The 18,657-nt window shown below is 67.0% G+C and carries 18 protein-coding genes; 10 read left to right on the top strand and 8 right to left on the bottom strand.

The features are described from left to right. The first annotated feature begins 59 nt into the window (after positions 1–59). Positions 60–2,483, top strand: a complete 2,424-nt coding sequence (locus ACAH01_RS04600; RefSeq protein WP_372480393.1) for a DUF5059 domain-containing protein — start codon at positions 60–62, stop codon at positions 2,481–2,483. Positions 2,484–2,693: 210 nt separating this feature from the next. Here the strand turns inward: ACAH01_RS04600 and thsA are convergent, their stop codons facing one another. Beyond that, positions 2,694–4,256, bottom strand: coding sequence for a thermosome subunit alpha (gene thsA / locus ACAH01_RS04595; protein WP_372480790.1), 1,563 nt, complete (start codon positions 4,254–4,256; stop codon positions 2,694–2,696). Between the two features lie 162 nt (positions 4,257–4,418). Between thsA and ACAH01_RS04590 the strand changes: the two genes are divergently transcribed. After that, a complete protein-coding gene (locus tag ACAH01_RS04590; protein WP_170095176.1) occupies positions 4,419–5,228 on the top strand; it encodes an amidohydrolase family protein in 810 nt (269 codons plus the stop codon). Between the two features lie 26 nt (positions 5,229–5,254). Here the strand turns inward: ACAH01_RS04590 and ACAH01_RS04585 are convergent, their stop codons facing one another. Both ACAH01_RS04585 and ACAH01_RS04580 read right to left on the bottom strand, forming a co-directional pair. Continuing rightward, positions 5,255–6,175 carry a glycosyltransferase family 2 protein gene (locus ACAH01_RS04585; protein WP_170095177.1) on the bottom strand — a complete coding sequence of 307 codons (921 nt, stop codon included), beginning with the start codon at positions 6,173–6,175 and terminating at the stop codon, positions 5,255–5,257. Between the two features lie 83 nt (positions 6,176–6,258). Next, positions 6,259–6,963: a class I SAM-dependent methyltransferase gene (locus tag ACAH01_RS04580; RefSeq protein ID WP_153554199.1), complete on the bottom strand. Its 705-nt coding sequence runs from the start codon at positions 6,961–6,963 to the stop codon at positions 6,259–6,261. A gap of 217 nt (positions 6,964–7,180) precedes the next feature. Between ACAH01_RS04580 and ACAH01_RS04575 the strand changes: the two genes are divergently transcribed. From ACAH01_RS04575 to ACAH01_RS04565, 3 genes are all read left to right on the top strand, one after another. Then, complete coding sequence (locus tag ACAH01_RS04575; RefSeq protein WP_018256205.1) at positions 7,181–7,450, top strand: helix-turn-helix domain-containing protein; 270 nt, start codon at positions 7,181–7,183, stop codon at positions 7,448–7,450. 103 nt (positions 7,451–7,553) lie between these two features. Continuing rightward, on the top strand, positions 7,554–8,336 hold the full coding sequence (locus tag ACAH01_RS04570) for an MBL fold metallo-hydrolase (protein ID WP_372480392.1): 783 nt from the start codon (positions 7,554–7,556) through the stop codon (positions 8,334–8,336). A gap of 36 nt (positions 8,337–8,372) precedes the next feature. After that, positions 8,373–9,062: a YkgJ family cysteine cluster protein gene (locus ACAH01_RS04565; protein WP_170095179.1), complete on the top strand. Its 690-nt coding sequence runs from the start codon at positions 8,373–8,375 to the stop codon at positions 9,060–9,062. Here ACAH01_RS04565 and ACAH01_RS04560 read toward each other — a convergent pair. Further along, positions 9,059–9,469, bottom strand: coding sequence for a TRAM domain-containing protein (locus ACAH01_RS04560; protein WP_372480391.1), 411 nt, complete (start codon positions 9,467–9,469; stop codon positions 9,059–9,061). The two genes, ACAH01_RS04565 and ACAH01_RS04560, sit on opposite strands and share 4 nt — an antisense overlap. Before the next feature lie 219 nt (positions 9,470–9,688). Between ACAH01_RS04560 and ACAH01_RS04555 the strand changes: the two genes are divergently transcribed. Both ACAH01_RS04555 and ACAH01_RS04550 read left to right on the top strand, forming a co-directional pair. Next, complete coding sequence (locus ACAH01_RS04555) at positions 9,689–10,936, top strand: RNA-guided endonuclease InsQ/TnpB family protein (protein ID WP_372480390.1); 1,248 nt, start codon at positions 9,689–9,691, stop codon at positions 10,934–10,936. A gap of 167 nt (positions 10,937–11,103) precedes the next feature. Continuing rightward, a complete protein-coding gene (locus ACAH01_RS04550) occupies positions 11,104–11,511 on the top strand; it encodes a hypothetical protein (protein WP_372480389.1) in 408 nt (135 codons plus the stop codon). Positions 11,512–11,574: 63 nt separating this feature from the next. Here ACAH01_RS04550 and ACAH01_RS04545 read toward each other — a convergent pair whose 3' ends face one another. From ACAH01_RS04545 to ACAH01_RS04535, 3 genes are all read right to left on the bottom strand, one after another. After that, on the bottom strand, positions 11,575–12,489 hold the full coding sequence (locus ACAH01_RS04545; protein ID WP_372480388.1) for a M48 family metallopeptidase: 915 nt from the start codon (positions 12,487–12,489) through the stop codon (positions 11,575–11,577). 160 nt (positions 12,490–12,649) lie between these two features. Then, entirely contained in the window at positions 12,650–13,885 is a 1,236-nt protein-coding gene (locus ACAH01_RS04540) for an ABC transporter permease (protein ID WP_170095182.1), read from the bottom strand. Beyond that, entirely contained in the window at positions 13,885–14,586 is a 702-nt protein-coding gene (locus ACAH01_RS04535) for an ABC transporter ATP-binding protein (RefSeq protein ID WP_153554206.1), read from the bottom strand. Before ACAH01_RS04535 ends, ACAH01_RS04540 begins: the two co-directional genes overlap by 1 nt. Positions 14,587–14,685: 99 nt before the next feature. On the opposite strand from ACAH01_RS04535, the gene ACAH01_RS04530 reads away from it, so the two are divergent. The 3 genes from ACAH01_RS04530 (at position 14,686) to ACAH01_RS04520 (ending at position 17,142) form a co-directional block, all read left to right on the top strand. Next, complete coding sequence (locus ACAH01_RS04530) at positions 14,686–15,756, top strand: DUF2092 domain-containing protein (protein WP_372480387.1); 1,071 nt, start codon at positions 14,686–14,688, stop codon at positions 15,754–15,756. Positions 15,757–15,949: 193 nt separating this feature from the next. Then, positions 15,950–16,171: a hypothetical protein gene (locus ACAH01_RS04525; protein ID WP_372480386.1), complete on the top strand. Its 222-nt coding sequence runs from the start codon at positions 15,950–15,952 to the stop codon at positions 16,169–16,171. 131 nt (positions 16,172–16,302) lie between these two features. Further along, entirely contained in the window at positions 16,303–17,142 is an 840-nt protein-coding gene (locus ACAH01_RS04520) for a pantoate kinase (protein WP_372480385.1), read from the top strand. Between the two features lie 36 nt (positions 17,143–17,178). Here the strand turns inward: ACAH01_RS04520 and ACAH01_RS04515 are convergent, their stop codons facing one another. Then, on the bottom strand, positions 17,179–18,585 hold the full coding sequence (locus tag ACAH01_RS04515) for a sugar porter family MFS transporter (protein WP_153554209.1): 1,407 nt from the start codon (positions 18,583–18,585) through the stop codon (positions 17,179–17,181). Positions 18,586–18,657 lie beyond the last annotated feature (72 nt).

Here is an 18,657-nt window from a genome sequence, read left to right as displayed (position 1 = left end):
TTTTTAGGCTCGCCGAAAATTCGACGCCCTTATGTACTTTAGGCGTGCCAAAAACACGTATGCAACACAGAAGAGACGTACTCGCGAGTCTCGGTGTCGCACTGTCGACCGCACTTGCCGGCTGTTCGGAAGACACCGACGGCGAGACCGTCAGCGAGAGCAGCGACGAGGCGACCGAGACGGACCAGACAGGGTCGAGTGGCCCCGAACTCGCGGCTTCGGCCCAGCTCAACGTCTACCGCGCCCGGCTGTTCGACGCCGTGGCGCTCGGTCGTGCTGGCCAGACCGCCGCGGGGGCCTCGATCGCCGAGTCGATCTTCCAGCGGTTCGAGAACGCGACCGGGGAGTACGGTGCTCACGAGACCCTCGAACGGACCAGCGAGTCGGCTTACGAGGGCTTCGAGAGCGCACTGGGCGAACTCCGGTCGACGCTGGAAGACGGCGACACCGACGCGGCCGCCGAGGCCGCGACGACGGCCAGCGACCAGCTCCAAATCGCCCAGCAGGCCCTGGTCGGCAACGACGCCACGCGCGCGCTCGACGCGCTCCTCCTCGGGAGCCGCGCCGCCAACGCTCGCGTACTGGGCGAGGCGGGCCACTTCGAAGCGGCGGCGACCGTGGCCGCCGAAACCACCGAGCGGTTCGAAGACACGCTCGTCCACGGCGCGCTCGAAAACGCCGACGAGGGTGCCTACGAGGACTTCGAGTCCGGACTGGCGTCGATCCAGCGCGCCGCCAGCGAGGAGGATAGCGAGGGCGTGACCGACGCCGTCGCCGCGGCCCAGTCGGCGGCGGTGGCGGGTGCCTACGCGCTGGGCACCGAGTCGATCGCCGGGACCGGCCACCTCGCAGCGATGCAGGCACAGGGGTACGACGCCGCGGCGCTCGCCGGTCTCGGCGGCCCGAGCGACGGGCTGGCGCACGCGACGACGCTGACCACGTACCGGGCACGGATTCGGGACGCAGCGTGGCTGGCCGACGCCGACGAGGGGTCGACGGCGGGAACCGTCGTCGGGAACGTCTTCGCGGACTTCGAGGGTGCGCGTGCCCACGAGGCGCTGGAAGAAGCCGACCACGAGGCCTACGAGGGGTTCGAGAGCGGCCTGGAGTCGCTCCAGTCGGCCGTCGAGAACGGCGAGGGCGTCGACGACGCCGTCGCCACGGTGGACGAACACCTCCGGACCGGCGTCGCGACGCTGGCCGGCGATCACGCCCCGGTCCTGCAGGCCGGTTTCTTCCGGGCGCGTCTCGCCGACGCACGCGAACGCTACGAGCGAGGTGAGCCCTCGGTCGCCGCGTCGATCTCCCAGGAGCTGTTCGAGCGTTTCGAGGCCGACGAGCTCGGGTTCCACGAGACGCTCGAAGAGACCAGCGAGGACCTCTACCACCGCTTCGAGGAAGAGCACCTGGCCGGCCTGATCGAGGCCTACGAGAACGACGACAGCGAGGCGATCACTACCCACCACGAGGGCGCGCTCGACGCGCTCCTGGCGTTCGAGGCCACGACCGGGGACAGCGTCGCGAGCGCAGCCGAGACCGCGTACTTCGTCGCTCGCGGATTCGACAGCGCCACCGTCGCCACGCTGGGTGACAGCGAACGGGCGGCGACGATCCCACGAGATGCTTTCGAGCACTTCGAGAGCGGTGCAGCGGGCTACCACGAGGCACTGGAACACGCCGACCACGAGACCTACGAGACGTTCGAGTCCGATCTGGGCGCGATCCGGTCGACCGCGGAGTCGGGCGGCGACGTGCGCAGTGCCGTCCAGACGTTCGTCGGCACTGCGATCGACGGCGTCTACGCCATCGTCGGCGCTGCCGGCGGCTCGAACGGCGCGGCCGCTGGTGCCATCGTACAGGACGTTTACGCGACCTTCGAAGAGGCCCGCGTCCACGAGACACTGGAAGAAGCCGACCACGAGGCCTACGAAGGATTCGAGGCGGCGCTGGAAGCGTACGCGGGCGGCCTGGACGGCGAGGGCGACGTGCCCGTCGGTCGCCTCGCAGACGCGACGCTGCGCGCACAGTTCGCCGTCGCCGGTGCGCTCGACGACGCTCCCGTCAGCCAGGACGGCGAGGGGAGCGCCGAGACGGCGGAGACCGAATCGTCGCTGGAAGGCGGTCCGAACGTCGTCGACGGCGTCCCGGACGACGCCGACCACGTCGTCTCGATGAAAGCAGTGGCCTTCGAGCCGGCCGAGGTGACCGTCTCGGTCGGCGATACGGTCGCCTTCGAGCACGTCGCCGGTGAAGCCCACAACGTGGTGGCCCGAGAAGAGGAGCTCCCGGCGGACGCGAGCTACTGGGCCTCTGGTGGCTTCGACTCCGAGACGGCCGCAGTCGAGGGGTGGGACGACGGGAACGGTGCCGTCCAGTCGGGCCAGTCCTACGTCCACACCTTCGAGACGGCCGGCGAACACCCCTACTACTGTGTCCCCCACGAGATGGCGGGTATGGAAGGGACTGTCGTCGTCGAGGAATAACGCGATCGCACTCTGTTTTATCCTGCCGGCTGTTACTTCGTGACGAGCTTCGCCACCCCGCGGTGGCGAAATCGGTCACAGATGTACAGCCGGTAGTAGTAGCCACACGACGCCAGTGCGGTCGGCGTGGCTGGCGGCTCGATTCGTGCGATAGCCGTCGCTACTCCGACAGTCGAAGAAAAAATCGAAGGTGGTCGTCGACGGGCGTCGTTACGCGTCCGAGGAGATGACGTCGTCGATCCGGGCGATCATCGTCGCGGCCTCGGTCGCGCTCTCGACGGCTTCGCGCTTGACCGCGGCGGGGTCGAGAACGCCGTAGTCGACCGGGTCGTCGATGACGCCGGTCTGGCCCTCGCTGATGATGCCTGCGATGCCCTCACTCTCGTGTTCGGCGCGCAGGTCGACCAGCGCGTCGATCGGGTCCATGCCCGTGTTCTCCGCGAGCGTGCGCGGGATCACGTCGACGGCGTCGGCGAAGGACTCGACGGCGAGTTGCTTGCGACCCTCGATGGACGCAGCCTCGCTTCGGATGTGGTCCGCGATGGCGATCTCGGTGGCACCGGCACCGGGGACGACCCCACCCTTGTCGAGCGCGGCGACGACCACGTCGAGCGCGTCGTTGAGCGCGCGTTCGAGTTCGTCCGTGACGTGGTCGGTCCCGCCGCGGGCGAAGATGGTCACCGTCTCGGAGCTGGCACCGCCCTGCACGAAGGCCAGTTCCTCGTCGCCGTACTTCTGGACGCTCACGTCCTCGGCCTCGCCGAGGTCTTCGGCCTCCAGCGTGTCGACGGAGCCGACGCGGCTCGCGCCGGTGGTGTGGGTCACGTCCTGGAGTTCGTCGCTGTCGACGCCGTCGAAGGCGACGATGCCCTCCTTGGAGAGCTGTGCGCCGACGCGGTCGTCGACGTCACCGGAGACGAACACGACGTCTGCGCCGACCGCGGCGATGGCCTCGGCGTAGCTCGACAGCTCCTCTTCCTCGGCCTCGATGGCGGCGTTGAGCTGGTCGACGCTGGAGACGTTGTACTCGGCGTCGATGTTGCTCTCGCGGACTTCGAGGTCGGCGTCGATCACGGCGATGGTCGCGTCGGCGACCGCGCTCGGCATGTTGCCGTGGACCGGCTCCTCCTCGATGATGATCCCCTCGACGAGCTCCGTCGCAGAGGAAGACGAGCCGGCCTGGCTCCGAATCGCGATCTGGTCACGCGTCGAGCCGGGGCCGTCGGTCGCCTGTCGGACGGCGGCGACGACGGTCTCGGCGAGTGCGCCGGCTTCCACGTCGCCGGTGCCCTTCCCCGTCATGGAGGACTCGGCGACGCTGGTCAGCGTCTCGTCGTCGATGTCGACGTCCAGCACTTCGCCGTCGATGGCTTCCTGGGCGAGCTGTGCCGCCTCGTGGTAGCCTTCGACGATCGTCGTCGGGTGGACGTCGTCTTCGAGCAGGTCCTCGGCCTGTGTCAGGAGCTGACCGGCCAGGACGGAGGCCGTCGTGGTGCCGTCGCCGACCTCGTCTTCCTGGGTCTCGGCGACTTCGACGATCATCTGGGCCGCGGGATGCTCGATGTCCATCTCGTCGAGAATCGTCGCACCGTCGTTGGTGATGACGACGTCGCCCGAGTCCGAGACGAGCATCTTGTCCATGCCACGGGGGCCGAGTGTCGTCCGTACGGACTCGGTAACTGCCTTCCCGGCGGCGATGTTCGAACTCTGTGCGTCGTCTCCTTGCGTACGCTGGGCGTCCTCGTCGAGAATGAAGAGAGGCTGGCCACCCATGCGTCGCTGGCCGGACTGTGACATTGTTGTATACCTCACTTATGTGTCGTTAGCGGTTCTATATAAAACCATCGGTAGGGAGAGAGCCCTCGATGACGCTCGCCACCGCCGGATCGGCCGGACCGTCAACGCTTTACTACCCGAACCCGCCACGTTAGTGCAATGCTGGAGCTGGAGCACGGGTTCCGGGTCGTCGACGTACACGCGCGACTGGAGCCCGAGGCGTCGCGGCGTCCGCGGGAAGGGATGGGCGAGCCCGAACGGCTGGAACGCGAGATGCACCAGGCCGGGGTCGTCCGTGCCGTCACGTACTCCGACTACCGCGAGCGGGGCTATCTGAAGGCGAACAACGCCGTGGCCCGGATGACCGTGGGCCGTCCGATGGTCGCGTTCGCACGCGTCGACGGTGCCCGCGATCCGGGCGCGGGAGCCGGCTCCCGGCTCAGGAACATCACGGCCTCGCGCGAGGAGTACCACACCTCGCCCGAAGACATCGAGCAGTACGCGTACGACGACCGATTCGTCGGGTTCAAGCTCCACCCCGCCAGAGACGGCCTCCCCGACGAGGCCGTCCTCGAAGAACTCGCCGCCGTCGACAAGCCGATCCTGGTTCACGGCGGCGAGGAGTTCCCACCGAGCGCCGTCGAAGAGCACTTCCTGCAGTACGATCTGCCGGTGATCGTCGGCCACTTCGGCGCACACCCGCTGCGGCGCGACCTGATGCACGAGTCGATCGACCTCCTCGAACAGTACGACCAGTGCTACCTCGAAACGAGCGCGGTCCGCTACCGGGACCCCCTGGAGCGAGCGATCATGGAACACCCCGATCGAGTCTGCTTTGGCAGCGGTGCGCCCAACGTCCACCCGAACGTCGCCGTCATGGAGATTCTGACCCTCGACGTGCCCGAGGACGCGATGAAGAAAGTCTTCTCGAACAACCCCGCTCGCGTCATCGAAGAACTCGCACCGTAGCGCCGGGAGCCGCCGGCCAACGTCGGTTACGCCGTCGGGCCGTCGTCGCGGTCGTCGTACACCTCGACGGCGCGGTCTCTGCGTGCGGACCGACCGTTCGGATTGCGCCGCGGCGGAGCGTCGTGGCGACGGGCCGTGACGCCGTCTTTCCCCCCGAGAGCGGTGCCACGAAGGACGCGCCGACCGGTCCCGAGCCACTGTGAGGGGTCGGCCTCGCCACGGATCACGTCCAGCAGCGAGTCGACGGCGTCGCGGCCGGCGTGGGCGACGACACGCCGTGCGACGGTCGGGCGGACGCCGTAGTTTTTCACCAGCCGATAGGTCAGCGACTGGTACTTGGCGTGCCAGTCTTTCTGTCGGATCCCGCCGTCGGCCTCGAACTCGCTACGGACGCACATCGCGCTCTCCCAGGTCACCTCGTGGTCGCTCTCTGCCAGCCGGTGGGCCAGATCGCGGCTCCCGCCGATGTCGAGGTACTCGTCGAAGCCGTCCAGTTCGTCCAGCACGTGGCTGGCGAACGCGACGTTACCGGGGTTGAAGTAGGTCACGTCGCGCCCCGCGATCGTCCGTTCTTCCGGAGCCTCGGTCGTCATCCCGGCCGGGAGCTTGCGGTGGGTGGGACCGGTGACGACAGCAGCATCGGCCAGCGCGTCGGTCACCGCGTCGAGCCACCCATCCTCGATCGAGAACGAACGGTCGAGGAGTGCAACGGCGTCCCCGGTCGCGCGGTCGATACCCGCGTTGCGTGCCGTGTTGATGGTCCGGTCGGCGATCTCGACGAGCACCTCCACGTCGTCGCGCGCTCGGACCATCCCCGTGGTGCCGTCGGCCGACGGGCCGTTGACCACGATGGTCTCGGCGTCGGGGACGTGGGCTGCCAGGGTGTCGAGACACCGTGACAGCTCTTCCCGACCGTTGAGTGTCGGGACGACCACGGAGAGATTCATGGGCCAACCACGACGCTCGAAGGTCTTAAAGATCACCGAATGACGGCCGGTATTTCGGAGTATCCGTCCGAAGACGGGCGGAATTAAACGCGCGTGTCCCAGTAGGAGACCGACGCGACCTTGTCGCCGACGGGACTCGCGCCGACGACCTCGTCGATCGAACGGAAGCCGGACGCGAGATCGTTCGGAATCTTCCGGTAGAAGCCGTAGGGGAGGACGAAGTCGTGTGCTTCGCCGGCCAGTTCGAGCCCCGCGCCGTCGAGGAGTCGGTCGACCTCCCACCGAGAGTAGAGGCGCGATCCCATCGGGAGCGCCCAGTTGTACAGCGATCGCAGCGAGAAGCGGTTGAACGTGTCGAAAAAGACCTGGTGCTTGGAGACCCGGCGCATCTCTGCGAGGAAGGAGGCCGGCGTGTCCGCCAGGTGGAAAAAGCGCATGGCGACGACGGTGTCGAAGTGGTCGTCGGGGAAGGGCAGTCGAGCGGCGTCGCCACGCATGAACTCCACGTGGTCGTCGACGCCGGCCGATTTCGCCTTCTCGCGGCCCTGTGAGAGCATCGGGCCGGAGATGTCCAGGCCGACGATGTCGGCACCGCGATCGGCCAGCATCGCGGTGAAGCGCCCGGTTCCACAGGCTACTTCGAGCACGGACTTGTCGTCGACCGGACCGATGGCGTCGAGGACGGCCTCCTTCTCGCGGCGGTCGATGAGTTGTCCGCCACGGGAGAAGCGCTTTGACTCGTACTCCTCGGCGACATCGTCGGTCTGGTACCACTCCTGCCCTTTCACGGTATCGGGTGATGGCTACCCGGGGATAAAACGGTGCTGTTTCACCGTAGTACGTCGTCGGTCAGACAGATCGAGCGCGGTCGGCGGGCAGTTCTGCCGGCGGCCAGCGTGGCACGCGTCAGAAAATATAAGGTGTCATTATACACACTGTAGACTTCCTATTGTATGGTCATACATATAGCCAAGTTTTACGAGTACCCTCGGGGGAGTAGCGTGTATGAGCACGATTCAGGAGGAGACGAAGCCCGCGGCGTTCACCCAGACGGAGTTTCGCGAGCAACTCCGCGAACTCCCGCCGAGCGCGAAGCTCGTCGCGAAGGTCCTGGAGACCGACGCACCGCTGTCCCAGGGGCAACTGGCCGAGGCGTCGCTGTTGCCCGACCGGACGGTCCGCTACGCGTTGAACCGACTCGAAGAGTGTGATCTGGTCGACTCCCGGTACAGCTTCAACGACGCCCGCAAGCAGGTCTACTTCCTCACCAACTGATTTCATACGGTTTATTGTAGTTGCTTACCGGTGATCGTCTGCTCCGTGGCGACGATCACCGGTAAATCGCTACAATAATCCGTATCCGTCGCTCCTCCCTGGGGTGGGTATGGAGCGGATCAGCGTCCCCGTCGCGACGCGCGCGCCGAGCGGACAGACGAACGCGTACGTCCTCGGGCGCGACCGTGCAGCCGTGATCGACCCGTGTGCTCGCCACGAACGCGTAGACGACGCGCTGGCGTCACGCTCGCTCGCTCACGTCCTCGTCACGCACCACCACCCGGACCACGTCGGCGGTGTCGCCGACTACGCGGCCGAACACGACGCCACGGTGTGGGCACGTCGGGGCCGCGAGTCGGCCTTCGAGGCCGCGACCGGCGTCGCGCCCGACCGGACGTTCACCGGCGGCACGGAGATCCCGGTCGACGACGACCAGCTGCGAGTCGTCGAGACGCCGGGTCACGCGCCCGAACACGTCGCCTTCGCGACCGGCGACGGACTCGTCTGTGGCGACCTGGCCGCGGCGGCCGGCAGCGTCGCCGTCGGAGCACCGGAGGGAGAGATGCGAGCCTACTGTTGCTCGCTGCGGCGCGTGATCGCGCGTGCGCCCGACCGACTCTTCCCCGGTCACGGCCCCGTCGTCGACGACGCGGGCGAGACCTGCCGTCGCCTCCTCGCACACCGACTCGATCGCGAGCGCCGGGTCGAGGCGGCCGTCGCCGAGGGGAGCGAGACGCTGCCGGCGATCACCGACGCGGCCTACGACAAAGACGTCGAGAGCGTGCGAGACCTCGCCGAGGCGACCGTCGCCGCCCACCTCGAAAAGCTCGCCGTCGAGGGGCGCGTCGCGTGGGACGGCGAGCGCGCACGACCACCGTCGGCGTGACGCGGCCCTTTTGTTCGGCCGGTCCGAACGGCGTGTGTGACGCTGGAATCGGACCTCGAACGGGCGCGAGCACTCGACGTGAGCGGGCTGGCCGACGCGATCGAGTCGATCGGCTTCGAGTGTACGCGCTGCGGGGAGTGCTGTACGGCGACGGAGCCCGCGGTCGAGCCCGCCGAGGACGACGCCGCCGAAGAGACGGAGAGCGAGCCCCACACGGCGACGATCTTCCCCGACGAGATCCGACAACTGCGCGACGACGGCAGGGACTTTCGAGACGTGGCCCGCCCGATGCCCTACGGGCTCTCGGAGACCGAAGACGGCGTCGAGGGCGAGACCTTCGAGTGGGCGCTCCAGACCGACGCCTGTGGCGACTGTACCTTCTACGCCGAGGACGACGGCGTCGGAGCCTGCACGGTCCACGAGGACCGGCCGCTGATCTGTCAGACCTACCCGTTCTCGGTAGCGCTGGACAACACCGTCCAGCCGATGGGAGAGGCCGTCGACGAGGCCGGACTCGTCCGCGCTCACGAGTGTGAGGGGCTGGGTCGAGACATCGCGCGGGAAGACGCCGAGGAACTGGCCGCGACGCTCAAAGAGCGGGCGATCCGCGAGCTGGAAGAAGCCATCGCAGTGAGAGACAGCTACGAGCCGGTCGAGCGCGCGGACGGCGAGGTAGTCGTCTACGACTCAGAAGGAGCGAAACGGCCCGACGGCACGCCCCGCTAGGCGGTCTCGTCGATGATCTCGCCGACGGCGAAGTTCGACTTGACCTCGCTGACCTCGACCTTGACGCGCTCGCCGATCTCGGCGCCGGGGACGATGATCACGTAGCCCCGTTCGACGCGGGCGATGCCGTCGCCTTGCTTGCCGATGTCTTCGATCTCCACGTAGCGGATCTCGCCCGGTTCGACCGGGGGCTGGGGCTCCGAAGACGGCGTCTGGGACGGCTGTGGCGACGGGTCCTCGCTCTCCTCGCTCGCTTCGTCGGCCCGGATCAGCGCGACGCGATACGTCTCGCCCGGATCGACGGATCCGGTGTCGACCTCCCGCTGTGGGACCTCCACGGTGTAGCGGTCGCCCTCGTCAGTGATCTCCGCACTAAACAGACACAGTAGTTTCTCCGAGATTTCCAAGGCTGTAGACCTCCGCTTTCCGTATGTACATCCATTAATAAAGTATTTGTCGTCGATTTCAGCGTAATTCAAGGTGGAGCCTCCGGCCTCAAGGAGCGACCGAAGCGTAGCGGAGGGAGCGAGTAGGCCGGAGAGGAAACCGACTTGGCACGACACAACCGGCATACTACGACCGACTGACTCCCGAACGTATAATTACCGTCGCCACTTCTCTGAAGTATGGATGTGCGTCGAACCGCCGTCGTGAAACTCGCTGTTTCCGACGAGCAACGCGACGCACTCCACCGAACCGCTGACCAATACCTGGACTGCGCAAATCGAACCGCAGACTACTGCTGGTCCAGCACCTCCTACACCGAGTGCAAGACCAACAAACGGCAGGTTCGAGACGCGCTCTACTCCGAACTTCGAGAGGAGACGGACCTACAGGCACAACTCGTTCAAGCCGCCATCAAACGCGCCGTCGAAGCCGTCAAAGCGTGTGTCGAACGCTGGAAGAAGGGACAGCGCGTCTCTTGCCCCACGTTCACCGCTGAAACGCTGGACTACGACACGCGGAGCGCGACCTTCTACCGCAACAAGGTGTCGCTAGCAACTGTCGAAGGGAGGGTCGAACCCTCGTTTGTTCTCCCGGCGGACAGTCCGACGCCCTACGAGCGGTACGTACTCTCAGAGGACCACGAGTTCCGCGAAAGTACGCTTCGGTACGACACGGCAACCGACGAGTTCTACCTCAACATCTCGACGCGGCGGATTGACAGCGACGACGAGGTTTCGGAAGATACTGAGCACCCCGACCAAACGGTCCTCGGTATCGACCTCGGCGTCAACAGTCTCGCCGTTGCCTCAACCGGCACGTTCTGGCAAGGTGACGACTATGACCACTGGTGCCGCGAGTTCGAGAAGCGGCGTGGTGAGATGCAACAGCGCGGCACGCAAGCCGCGCACAATGCCCTGCTTCGCCTCGGCAAGCGCGAGGAAGCCTGGCGGAAACAGTACATCCACATCGTCGCAAACGAGATCGTTTCGGAAGCTGTCGAGAACGGATGCGACGTGATCGTGTTCGAAGATCTAACGGACATCCGCAAGCGGCTTCCACAGGCGAAGTGGCACCACATCTGGGCGTTCCGACGCCTTTCCGAGTACGTCGATTACAAAGCTCCCGAACAGGGCGTCTCCGTGGAGCAAGTCGAGCCGAACCACACGTCCCAACGCTGTTCTCGGACGGACTGTGGGTTCACGCACGACGATAACCGCCACGGCGAACACTTCGAGTGCCAGAAATGCGGCTACGAGGTGAACGCGGACTACAACGGCGCGAAGAATATCGGGCTACGGTATGCTCGAAAACGAAAACACAGACTCCGGTCCTCGCCCAAGTCGGGGAGCGGAGACGCACCAGTAGACGTGCGTGTGAATGGTGGGACGTTGAACGGCGAGAGTCACCGGCCTATTGCTGGCGACTGATTGCCGGGAGTCCACATCAAAGCCCCACCCTCAAGGACCGAGGTGCGTATGCGCCGAGGGAGTAGGGTGGGGTAGTTTACGAGCGACTGCCCTCGATCACACCGAACGTCGGGCCGTCGGGAGGAACTATTACATACGATGGCTCGGTAACTACAGCTGTAATACCTATGTCTCGGATCACGAAGGCGGTCTCGCTGCTCGGGACGCTCGTCGCGATCACGACCGTGTTTACGCCCGCGCTGTACGCGGTCAGTCACACACAGGCGCTGGCGAACGTCTTGCTGGGCCAGTTCGCCGCGATGACGATCGGCTACACGGCGTATCGCATCGCGTCCGGGAAGCGGCCGACGCTCCGGCCGGCGCTGATCGGCCTGCTCTGTGGGCTCGGGATCGCAATCTCGCCCGTGGTGCTCGTCCCGGTCACCGGTTTCACGACGGTGACGATGTTCGGCGGCGGGTTCGTCGCCGCGATCGGTCTCTACGGCGTCGTCGCGAGCCAGTTCGGCGAGGACGAGGATCGGATTCCGGACCTGTCGGCAGAGCGCAGTCCCGACAAGAGCCCGAAGGCAGCCTGATACTGTCGCCGTCCGTCCCCACTCCCGGAACGACTGCCCTGGACACAGTGTCGGCCGGCGGTGTCAGTCGTCCCGAAGCGTTTCGAGATCGACGCCGTACCGTGCGAACCGACGGCTCAACGGCGGGTGTGTCGCAGTGACCCGTGCGACCAGCCCGCGCCCCTCGCCGGTCGGGGGAGCGGCGAGCGTCCCGTCCGCCCCCGAAGCCTCGTTGCGGGCGGTCGTGACGCCCAGGAGCCCCCGGCAGAACGCGTTCGCGCCGACGATGGCGACCGCGCGGTCGTCGGCCTGTCGCTCTTCGAGACGCCGTCCCAGTGCGATCAGGGCCAGCGGGAGCAGTACCACGCCGAGACTCCCAGCGAGGTAGTACAGCTGTGGGAGTGGGGTGCGCCGGAAGACGCCGGCCCCGACGTAGACGGCGAGTCCGACCAGCGACAGCGCGGGACCGAGATGCTGTCCGGCCACGACCCAGAACACCGCGGCCCCGACGACGTGGGCGACCGGATCGCGGCTGTCGAGCCAGTCGATGTGACCGCCGTCGAGGTGCGCGAGTTCGTGCCCGACCACACCCCGGAGTGCCTCCCGGTCGAGGTCGTCGACGATCCGTTCCGAGAGGAGCAAGACCGGCCCGTCCCCGCCCTGGAGGACGGTGACGCCGGGTTCGGGCGACGCCTCGACGACGACGCGAGGCGTCGAAACGTCCACTCGATCGGCCACGTCGGCCACCAGCTCGCGGCAGCGTCGGTCGGCCGGTCGTCCCGTCTGCGCTGCGGTGTCGAGGATCCGGCGACGGGTGAGCCTGCCGACGGCGCGTTCCAGCCCGACGCTGCCAGCGACCAGCGCCGCGACGACGACCGGCTGGAGACCGGTGAGCCAGCACGCTGTCACGGCGGCGAGGAGACACGCGACCAGCGCGCCGTCGACGAGACGGCCGGCGGTCTCGGTCCCGAGGGCGTCGGCCAGCATCTTCTCGACCATCGAACGCCGGAACGTAGGGCTCCCGCGAGCAAATACGTGCGGGTCGGGCTCGTGGTTCCGACGAGTCTGGGTCCTCGGTCTCCCGTACTGTTGGCTGTCTTCGTGACGAGATTCGCCACCCAAAGTGGCGACACCGGTCACAGACAGACAGCCGACAGTGTCACTCGTATCGGAGGGCGTCGATCGGGTCGACGCGGGCGGCCCGCCACGCCGGATAGAGCCCCGCGACGACGCCGACCAGCACGCCGACCAGCACGGCCAGCGCCGACCAGAAGGGTGCGAACGCGAAGCCCACCTCGGCGTAGCGGGTCCCACCCCAGGCGACCGCGAGCCCCAGCGGGAGGCCGAGCAACGCGCCGCCGGCACCTAGCAGCGTCGCCTCAAGCAAGAACAGCTCCATCACGTCGCGGTTGCGCGCGCCGACGGCCTTCATGATCCCGATCTCGCGGGTCCGCTCGGTGACGCTGACCAGCATGATGTTGGCGATGCCGATCGCGCCCACCACCAGCGCGATGACCGCGATCCCCGTGACGAAGCGCGTGATCTGGTCGATCACGTCGCTGATCTGCTCGGCGAAGTCACCGCTGGTCCGGGCGACCAGCTCGACGCCGTCGGGCGCGAGCTGGCGGGCGTCGGACCGCTCCTGTAAGTACGTCTCGACCGCGTCGGTGACGGCCAGCGTCGAAGCCGGATCGGCGATGACGGTCACCTGTGGGTACGCGTGCAGGCGAGCGTTCGCGTTCGGACTCTCGACGACGCTCTCGTAGAAGGGATCGGCGGGGACGTAGAGCCCCGGCTGCGGGCCGAAGTTGCCCACCGGCAACTCGCCGGCGGTCCCGTTGACGATGCCGACGACCGTCAGAGTCCACGTCTCGTCGGCGCGATCGACCGTGATCTCGTCGCCGACGGTGACGTTCTCCGCGAAGGTTGCCTCGGCCGCGGCGCGGTTGAGGACCGTCTCGTTCGCACCGCGCTCGAAGCTCCGTCCGGCGACCAGCGTCTCGTCGGTGACGGCCTCGGGGGTCGTGGCCGTCGCCTGCTGGAGCGCCACCGTGTCGCCCCGATGGGTCACCGCGTTGATCGGGATCGACCCCCGCGGGACGACCGCCTCGACGCCGTCGATCTCCGCGAGGCGGTCGAGGTCGTACTCGGTGAACACGGGCTGGAGCGCCTGCTGGAACCCCTCTTCGTCGGCGGGCTGGCCGAGCACGTAGACGTTGTTCGCCCCCGAGTCGGCGATCCCGCCGACGACCTCGGCCTGGACGCTCGCGCCGAAGGTCGCGAAGGTGACGACCGAGGCGATGCCGATGACGACGCCGATCACCGTCAGCGTCGAGCGGAGCTTGTGCGAGCGGATCGAGCGGGCCGCGATCGTGAACGATTCGCGCGGGTCCATCAGTCGCTCAGCTCCTCGATCCGTTCGACGACGCCGTCTCTGACGTGGACGATGCGCTCGGCGTGGTCCGCGATGCGGCGCTCGTGTGTCACCAGCAAGATCGTGTTGCCGGCCGCGTGGAGGTCGTCGAGCAAGCTCATGATCTGCTCGCCCGTCTCGGTGTCGACGTTACCGGTCGGTTCGTCGGCCAGGATCAGCTCCGGGTCCGGTGCCAGCGCACGGGCGATCGCGACCCGCTGGCGCTGACCGCCGCTGAGTTCGGTCGGGCGGTGGTCCAGTCGCTCGCCCAGCCCCACGTCGGCGAGCAGGTCGCGGGCGCGCTCGCGGCGTTCGGTGCGCCCCCAGCCGTCGAACACGAGCGGCATGGCGACGTTCTCGACGGCGGTCAGCCGGGGCATCAGGTTGAACGTCTGGAAGACGAACCCCACGCGGCTCCCGCGGATCGCCGCCCGTTCGCCCTCGGTGGCCGCCGAGAGATCCCGCCCGCCGACGGTGACCGTCCCCTCGGTGGCGGTGTCCAGCCCGCCGACGAGATTCAGGAGGGTGCTCTTGCCCGAGCCACTCGGCCCCATCACGGCGGTGTAAGAGCCCCGAGGCAGCGACAGGGACACGCCAGCGAGCGCCTCCACGACGCCGCCCAGATCGTACGTCTTGCGCACCCCAGACAGCGTGACCACGTCGTCCGCGTCAGCCTGAGCCATTCACTCGCACTAGGGCCGGGACGCCTATCAGCGTTGTCCGAACCTCTCGGATATCGGATAGCAGGAACACACTTTACAGTCCAGCCCTAACCCCACGTAATGAGTCCCAGAGTGGATGGTCGCCGCGGTCTCGTCCTCCTCGTGGTCGTCGCCGTCGCCGTCGCTGGATCGGCCGCCGTCACGGGCGCGTTCGCCACGTTCCAGCAGCCGACGGGCGACGAAGTGCTCGACGAGGTCGAGCAACGGTACGAGAGCGCCGACTCGATCACGAGCACGGCGACGGTGACGGTCGAAAACGAGAGCGCGTCGACGACGGCCACCGTCGAACTGGCCGCGGACGACGAGAACCGGACCCGGATGGTCGTCGAGCGAAACGGTGAGACGGTGCGGGCGGGCTCGAACGGCACCGTCGCGTGGTACGTCGGGCCGAACCGATCGGCCGCCTGGCCCGTCGACTCGCTGGAAAGCCAGGCCGGCGAGCAGTGGACCGGAGCCGACGGCGAGTACGGAGAGACGGGCGAACGGCTCTCGCCCGACGGCACGCCGCTGAACGCCTCGAACGCCTCGGCGACGCTCGTCGGAACGCCCACGGTCGACGACACCAGCACCTACGAGGTCGAACTCACGCACCCCGAACGTGCGGGATCGACGACGCTGTGGGTGACACAGGACGACTACCGCGTGGTCCGGGCAGTCGCCACCGACGGCACGAACCGCACCGTCGTCGCGATCGAGTCGACGGTGTTCGACGTGTCGATCCACGACAGCACCTTCGACCCGCCGACGGATCGCGTCGCGCTGACGACGGTCGATCGCTACGACAGCTTCGACGCCGCGCAGTCCGAAACCGAGCTGTCGCTGCCTCGCCACGACGCGACCTTTAGCGAGGCGACGGTGACGGTCCGACAGGGCGAGACGATCGTCGGCCAGCGCTACGTCGACGACGGGACGAACGTCACCGTCCTCTCGACGACCGCCGACGAGCGCCTCGATCGACTGACCGAGAACGCGACCGAGCGAACGGTCGACGGCCAGACGGTCCACGTGGCCACGGCCGAGGACCGCGCGATCGCGGTCCGGCAGAACGACGGCGTGACGACCGCGGTCGTCGTGGAGGGGTCGACCGACCGGGCGGTCGAGATCGTCGGCGAGCTGTATAGTAATAATTGAAACGATTGACACACCGATTGCACTGCTGCCGTGCGATCGGGTGTGCAGTGAATTTCAATGAGGGTATCATAGAACAGTTCACAAGGTGGGTTTATTTCGACATCGAAGCTGGTGAGTCGCTTACTCAGTACGCGTGCGAGTGCCGCAGGTCGGTTGCAAACTCTATTTGTTTGTGCTGGCGATTCGTATTAGTATGCTCTTCAGGACAGTATCGAGAATTGTGGCCCTGATAGCCGTGCCGATCATCCTTTGCTCTACAATCTTCATTCTATATGTCGGACTTGACGGTTCTATGCCGGCGATCTTCGGGTTCGAAAGGGGGTATGTTGCCATAGCCGGATTGCAGGTCTTGGCGGCGATTGAAATGCTGGTAATCGGACTTAAGCCCAATCTGTTGTCACAGAGCACCAATTGAAAGACTACCTAGACTGAGCGGATCGAGGGAACGAAGAACCGGTATGTGAACAGTTGTATGACACCCTGTTTCAATGGCGACTATAGTCCGGACCGGCAACGCTTACGGCCCCCGACCTGTTTTCCCGATGCATGACCGACGAGGCGACGGCTTTCGTGCCCGGCCACGTGACGGGCTTTTTCACGACTGACCCGGCCGACGATCCGACGAAGGCGGGATCGCGCGGCGGTGGGATCGCGCTGTCCGACGGCGTCACCGTCACCGTCGAGCGCAGCGACGAACGGTCGATGTCCCTGAACGGCGTCGACATCGAGATCGAGGCCGTCGAGCGAGTCCTCGACGCGCTGCGAGCGACCGTCGCGGTGCGAGCCGAGACGCCGCTGCCGCTTGGCTCCGGCTTTGGCGTCTCTGGCGCGACCGCGCTGGGGGCGGCGCTGGGGACCAACGCCGTCCTCGATCGCGGGCTCTCCGAGAACGAACTGGTGACGATCGCCCACGGCGCGGAGGTCCAGGCCGGGACGGGACTTGGCGACGTGGTCGCGCAGGCCCGCGGCGGCGTCCCGCTGCGGCTCGAACCGGGCGGGCCACAGGACAACTACATCGACGCCGTCCCCGCGCGGGGCCGTATCGAGTACCACGTCATCGGCGAACTCTCGACCGAAGCCGTCCTCGACGGCGACACCGCGGAGCTGACCCGTGCCGGCGAGAAAGCGCTCTCGCGGGTCGTCAAGGAACCCACGACGGAGTCGTTCGTCCGGGCCTCGCGCCAGTTCGCCCGCGAGGCGGGGCTGCTGACCGACGACGTGCGGTCGGTGCTCGAAGACGTGGCCGCGGCCGACGGCGACGGCGCGATGGCGATGCTCGGTGAGACGGTCTTTACCGTCGGTTCGGGGCTGACCGACGCGGGCTACGACGCGACGAGCACCGAGATCCACCCCGGCGGTGCGACGCTGCTGGATCGGTCGGGTTGATACGGGAACGATCGAGGACGTGCCGTCCGACCGCTCTTACTCTTCGGAGTCGCCGACGGCGGCCGCGGGCGTCGACGAGACGTTGTTCCGGAGGTCCGCCTCGATCGCTTCCAGGGACCGCCCCTTCGTCTCGGGCACGAGGCGGTAGGTGAAGACGAGCGCGACCAGGCTACAGAGTCCGAACAGCCAGAACGTCGAGGGCTGTCCGACGCTGGCGGTCAGGACGGGGAAGGCCAGCGAGACCGCGAGGTTCGCGCCCCAGTTGGCGACGGTGACGAGCCCCATCGCGCTGCCACGGGTCGCCAGCGGGTAGATCTCGGAGATGAGCAGCCAGAAGACCGGGCCGAGCCCGATCGCGAAGAAGGCGACGAACAGCATCAGGCTGCCCGTCGCGATCCAGCCCAGCGCGCCGCCGAAGCCGGGCAGGTAGAAGACGACACCGAGGATGCCAAGCGTAACGACCATCCCGCCGACACCCACCAACAGGAGGACGCGTCGGCCGACACGGTCGATCAGCGCGATGGCGACGACCGTCATGACGACGTTGATGACGCCGATCCCGACCGTCGCGAGGATCGACGTGACGCTGCCGAACCCGGTCGACTCCAGGATCGTCGGGGCGTAGTAGATGACGGCGTTGATCCCGGTGATCTGCTGGAAGACGGCCAGCCCGAGCCCGACGATCAGCGCGGGGCGCATCCACGGCTGGAGCAGGTCCCGCAGGCCGGTGCCCGACTGTTTCTCGACGGTCGAGCGGATCTCCGCCAGTTCCTCCTCGACGCCCTCCTCGCGGGTGCGTGCGAGGACGGCGCGGGCCTCGTCCGCGCGACCCTTCTCCAGGAGCCAGCGGGGGCTCTCTGGCATCTTCAGCATGCCGATCGCGAGGACGACCGCCGGCACCATCCCGGCACCGAGCATCCACCGCCACGCCCCCGCGTCCGCGAAGGCGTAGTTGACGAAGTACGAGACGAGGATGCCGACGGTGACCATCAGCTGGTTCAGCGAGGTCAACGCGCCACGGATCTTCGGCGGCGAGATCTCGGAGATGTACAGCGGGCCGACGATCGAGGCGAACCCGATCGCGACGCCGTCGATGAGCCGGCCGGCGACGAGGACCGGCACCGACGGGGCGACGGCCATGGTCAGCGAGCCGACGAAGAACACCCCGGCACCCAGCAAGATGAGCCGGCGGCGACCGATCCGGTCCGCGAGCCGCCCGCCGACGGCCGCGCCGAAGGCGGCTCCCGCCATCGCACCGCTGACGACGATCCCCTCGACGAGTGGGGACATCGTGAACGTGTCTTGGATGTAGAGGAACGCTCCGGAGATAATTCCAGTGTCGAACCCGAACAGGAGGCCGTTGAGCGCGGCGAGGGCGGCCGAGAGGTAGATGAACCGCCCCCCGTCGCCGTCCAGAACGCGCCGGAGTTGTGCTGTCGACATGTGTGAATCCCACACGAGCGTTTACAACATCTATAAAGAAGGCTTGCGATTTATCATCAAGATACGATCATG

It is taken from the genome of Halomicrobium sp. HM KBTZ05, assembly GCF_041530035.1.
Taxonomy (GTDB): Archaea; Halobacteriota; Halobacteria; order Halobacteriales; family Haloarculaceae; genus Halomicrobium.
Note: the sequence above shows the minus strand (reverse complement) of the source record. Positions and strands in the feature narration are given on the sequence as shown.

Bases quoted from the DNA above. Each gene is read 5' to 3' on its own strand.
- ACAH01_RS04600 (WP_372480393.1), top strand. From the start codon at position 60: ATGCAACACAGAAGAGACGTACTCGCGAGTCTCGGTGTCGCACTGTCG.
- thsA (WP_372480790.1), bottom strand. From the start codon at position 4,256: ATGGGTGGCCAGCCTCTCTTCATTCTCGACGAGGACGCCCAGCGTACG.
- ACAH01_RS04590 (WP_170095176.1), top strand. From the start codon at position 4,419: ATGCTGGAGCTGGAGCACGGGTTCCGGGTCGTCGACGTACACGCGCGA.
- ACAH01_RS04585 (WP_170095177.1), bottom strand. From the start codon at position 6,175: ATGAATCTCTCCGTGGTCGTCCCGACACTCAACGGTCGGGAAGAGCTG.
- ACAH01_RS04575 (WP_018256205.1), top strand. From the start codon at position 7,181: ATGAGCACGATTCAGGAGGAGACGAAGCCCGCGGCGTTCACCCAGACG.
- ACAH01_RS04555 (WP_372480390.1), top strand. From the start codon at position 9,689: ATGGATGTGCGTCGAACCGCCGTCGTGAAACTCGCTGTTTCCGACGAG.
- ACAH01_RS04550 (WP_372480389.1), top strand. From the start codon at position 11,104: ATGTCTCGGATCACGAAGGCGGTCTCGCTGCTCGGGACGCTCGTCGCG.
- ACAH01_RS04545 (WP_372480388.1), bottom strand. From the start codon at position 12,489: ATGGTCGAGAAGATGCTGGCCGACGCCCTCGGGACCGAGACCGCCGGC.
- ACAH01_RS04540 (WP_170095182.1), bottom strand. From the start codon at position 13,885: ATGGACCCGCGCGAATCGTTCACGATCGCGGCCCGCTCGATCCGCTCG.
- ACAH01_RS04535 (WP_153554206.1), bottom strand. From the start codon at position 14,586: ATGGCTCAGGCTGACGCGGACGACGTGGTCACGCTGTCTGGGGTGCGC.
- ACAH01_RS04530 (WP_372480387.1), top strand. From the start codon at position 14,686: ATGAGTCCCAGAGTGGATGGTCGCCGCGGTCTCGTCCTCCTCGTGGTC.
- ACAH01_RS04525 (WP_372480386.1), top strand. From the start codon at position 15,950: ATGCTCTTCAGGACAGTATCGAGAATTGTGGCCCTGATAGCCGTGCCG.
- ACAH01_RS04520 (WP_372480385.1), top strand. From the start codon at position 16,303: ATGACCGACGAGGCGACGGCTTTCGTGCCCGGCCACGTGACGGGCTTT.
- ACAH01_RS04515 (WP_153554209.1), bottom strand. From the start codon at position 18,585: ATGTCGACAGCACAACTCCGGCGCGTTCTGGACGGCGACGGGGGGCGG.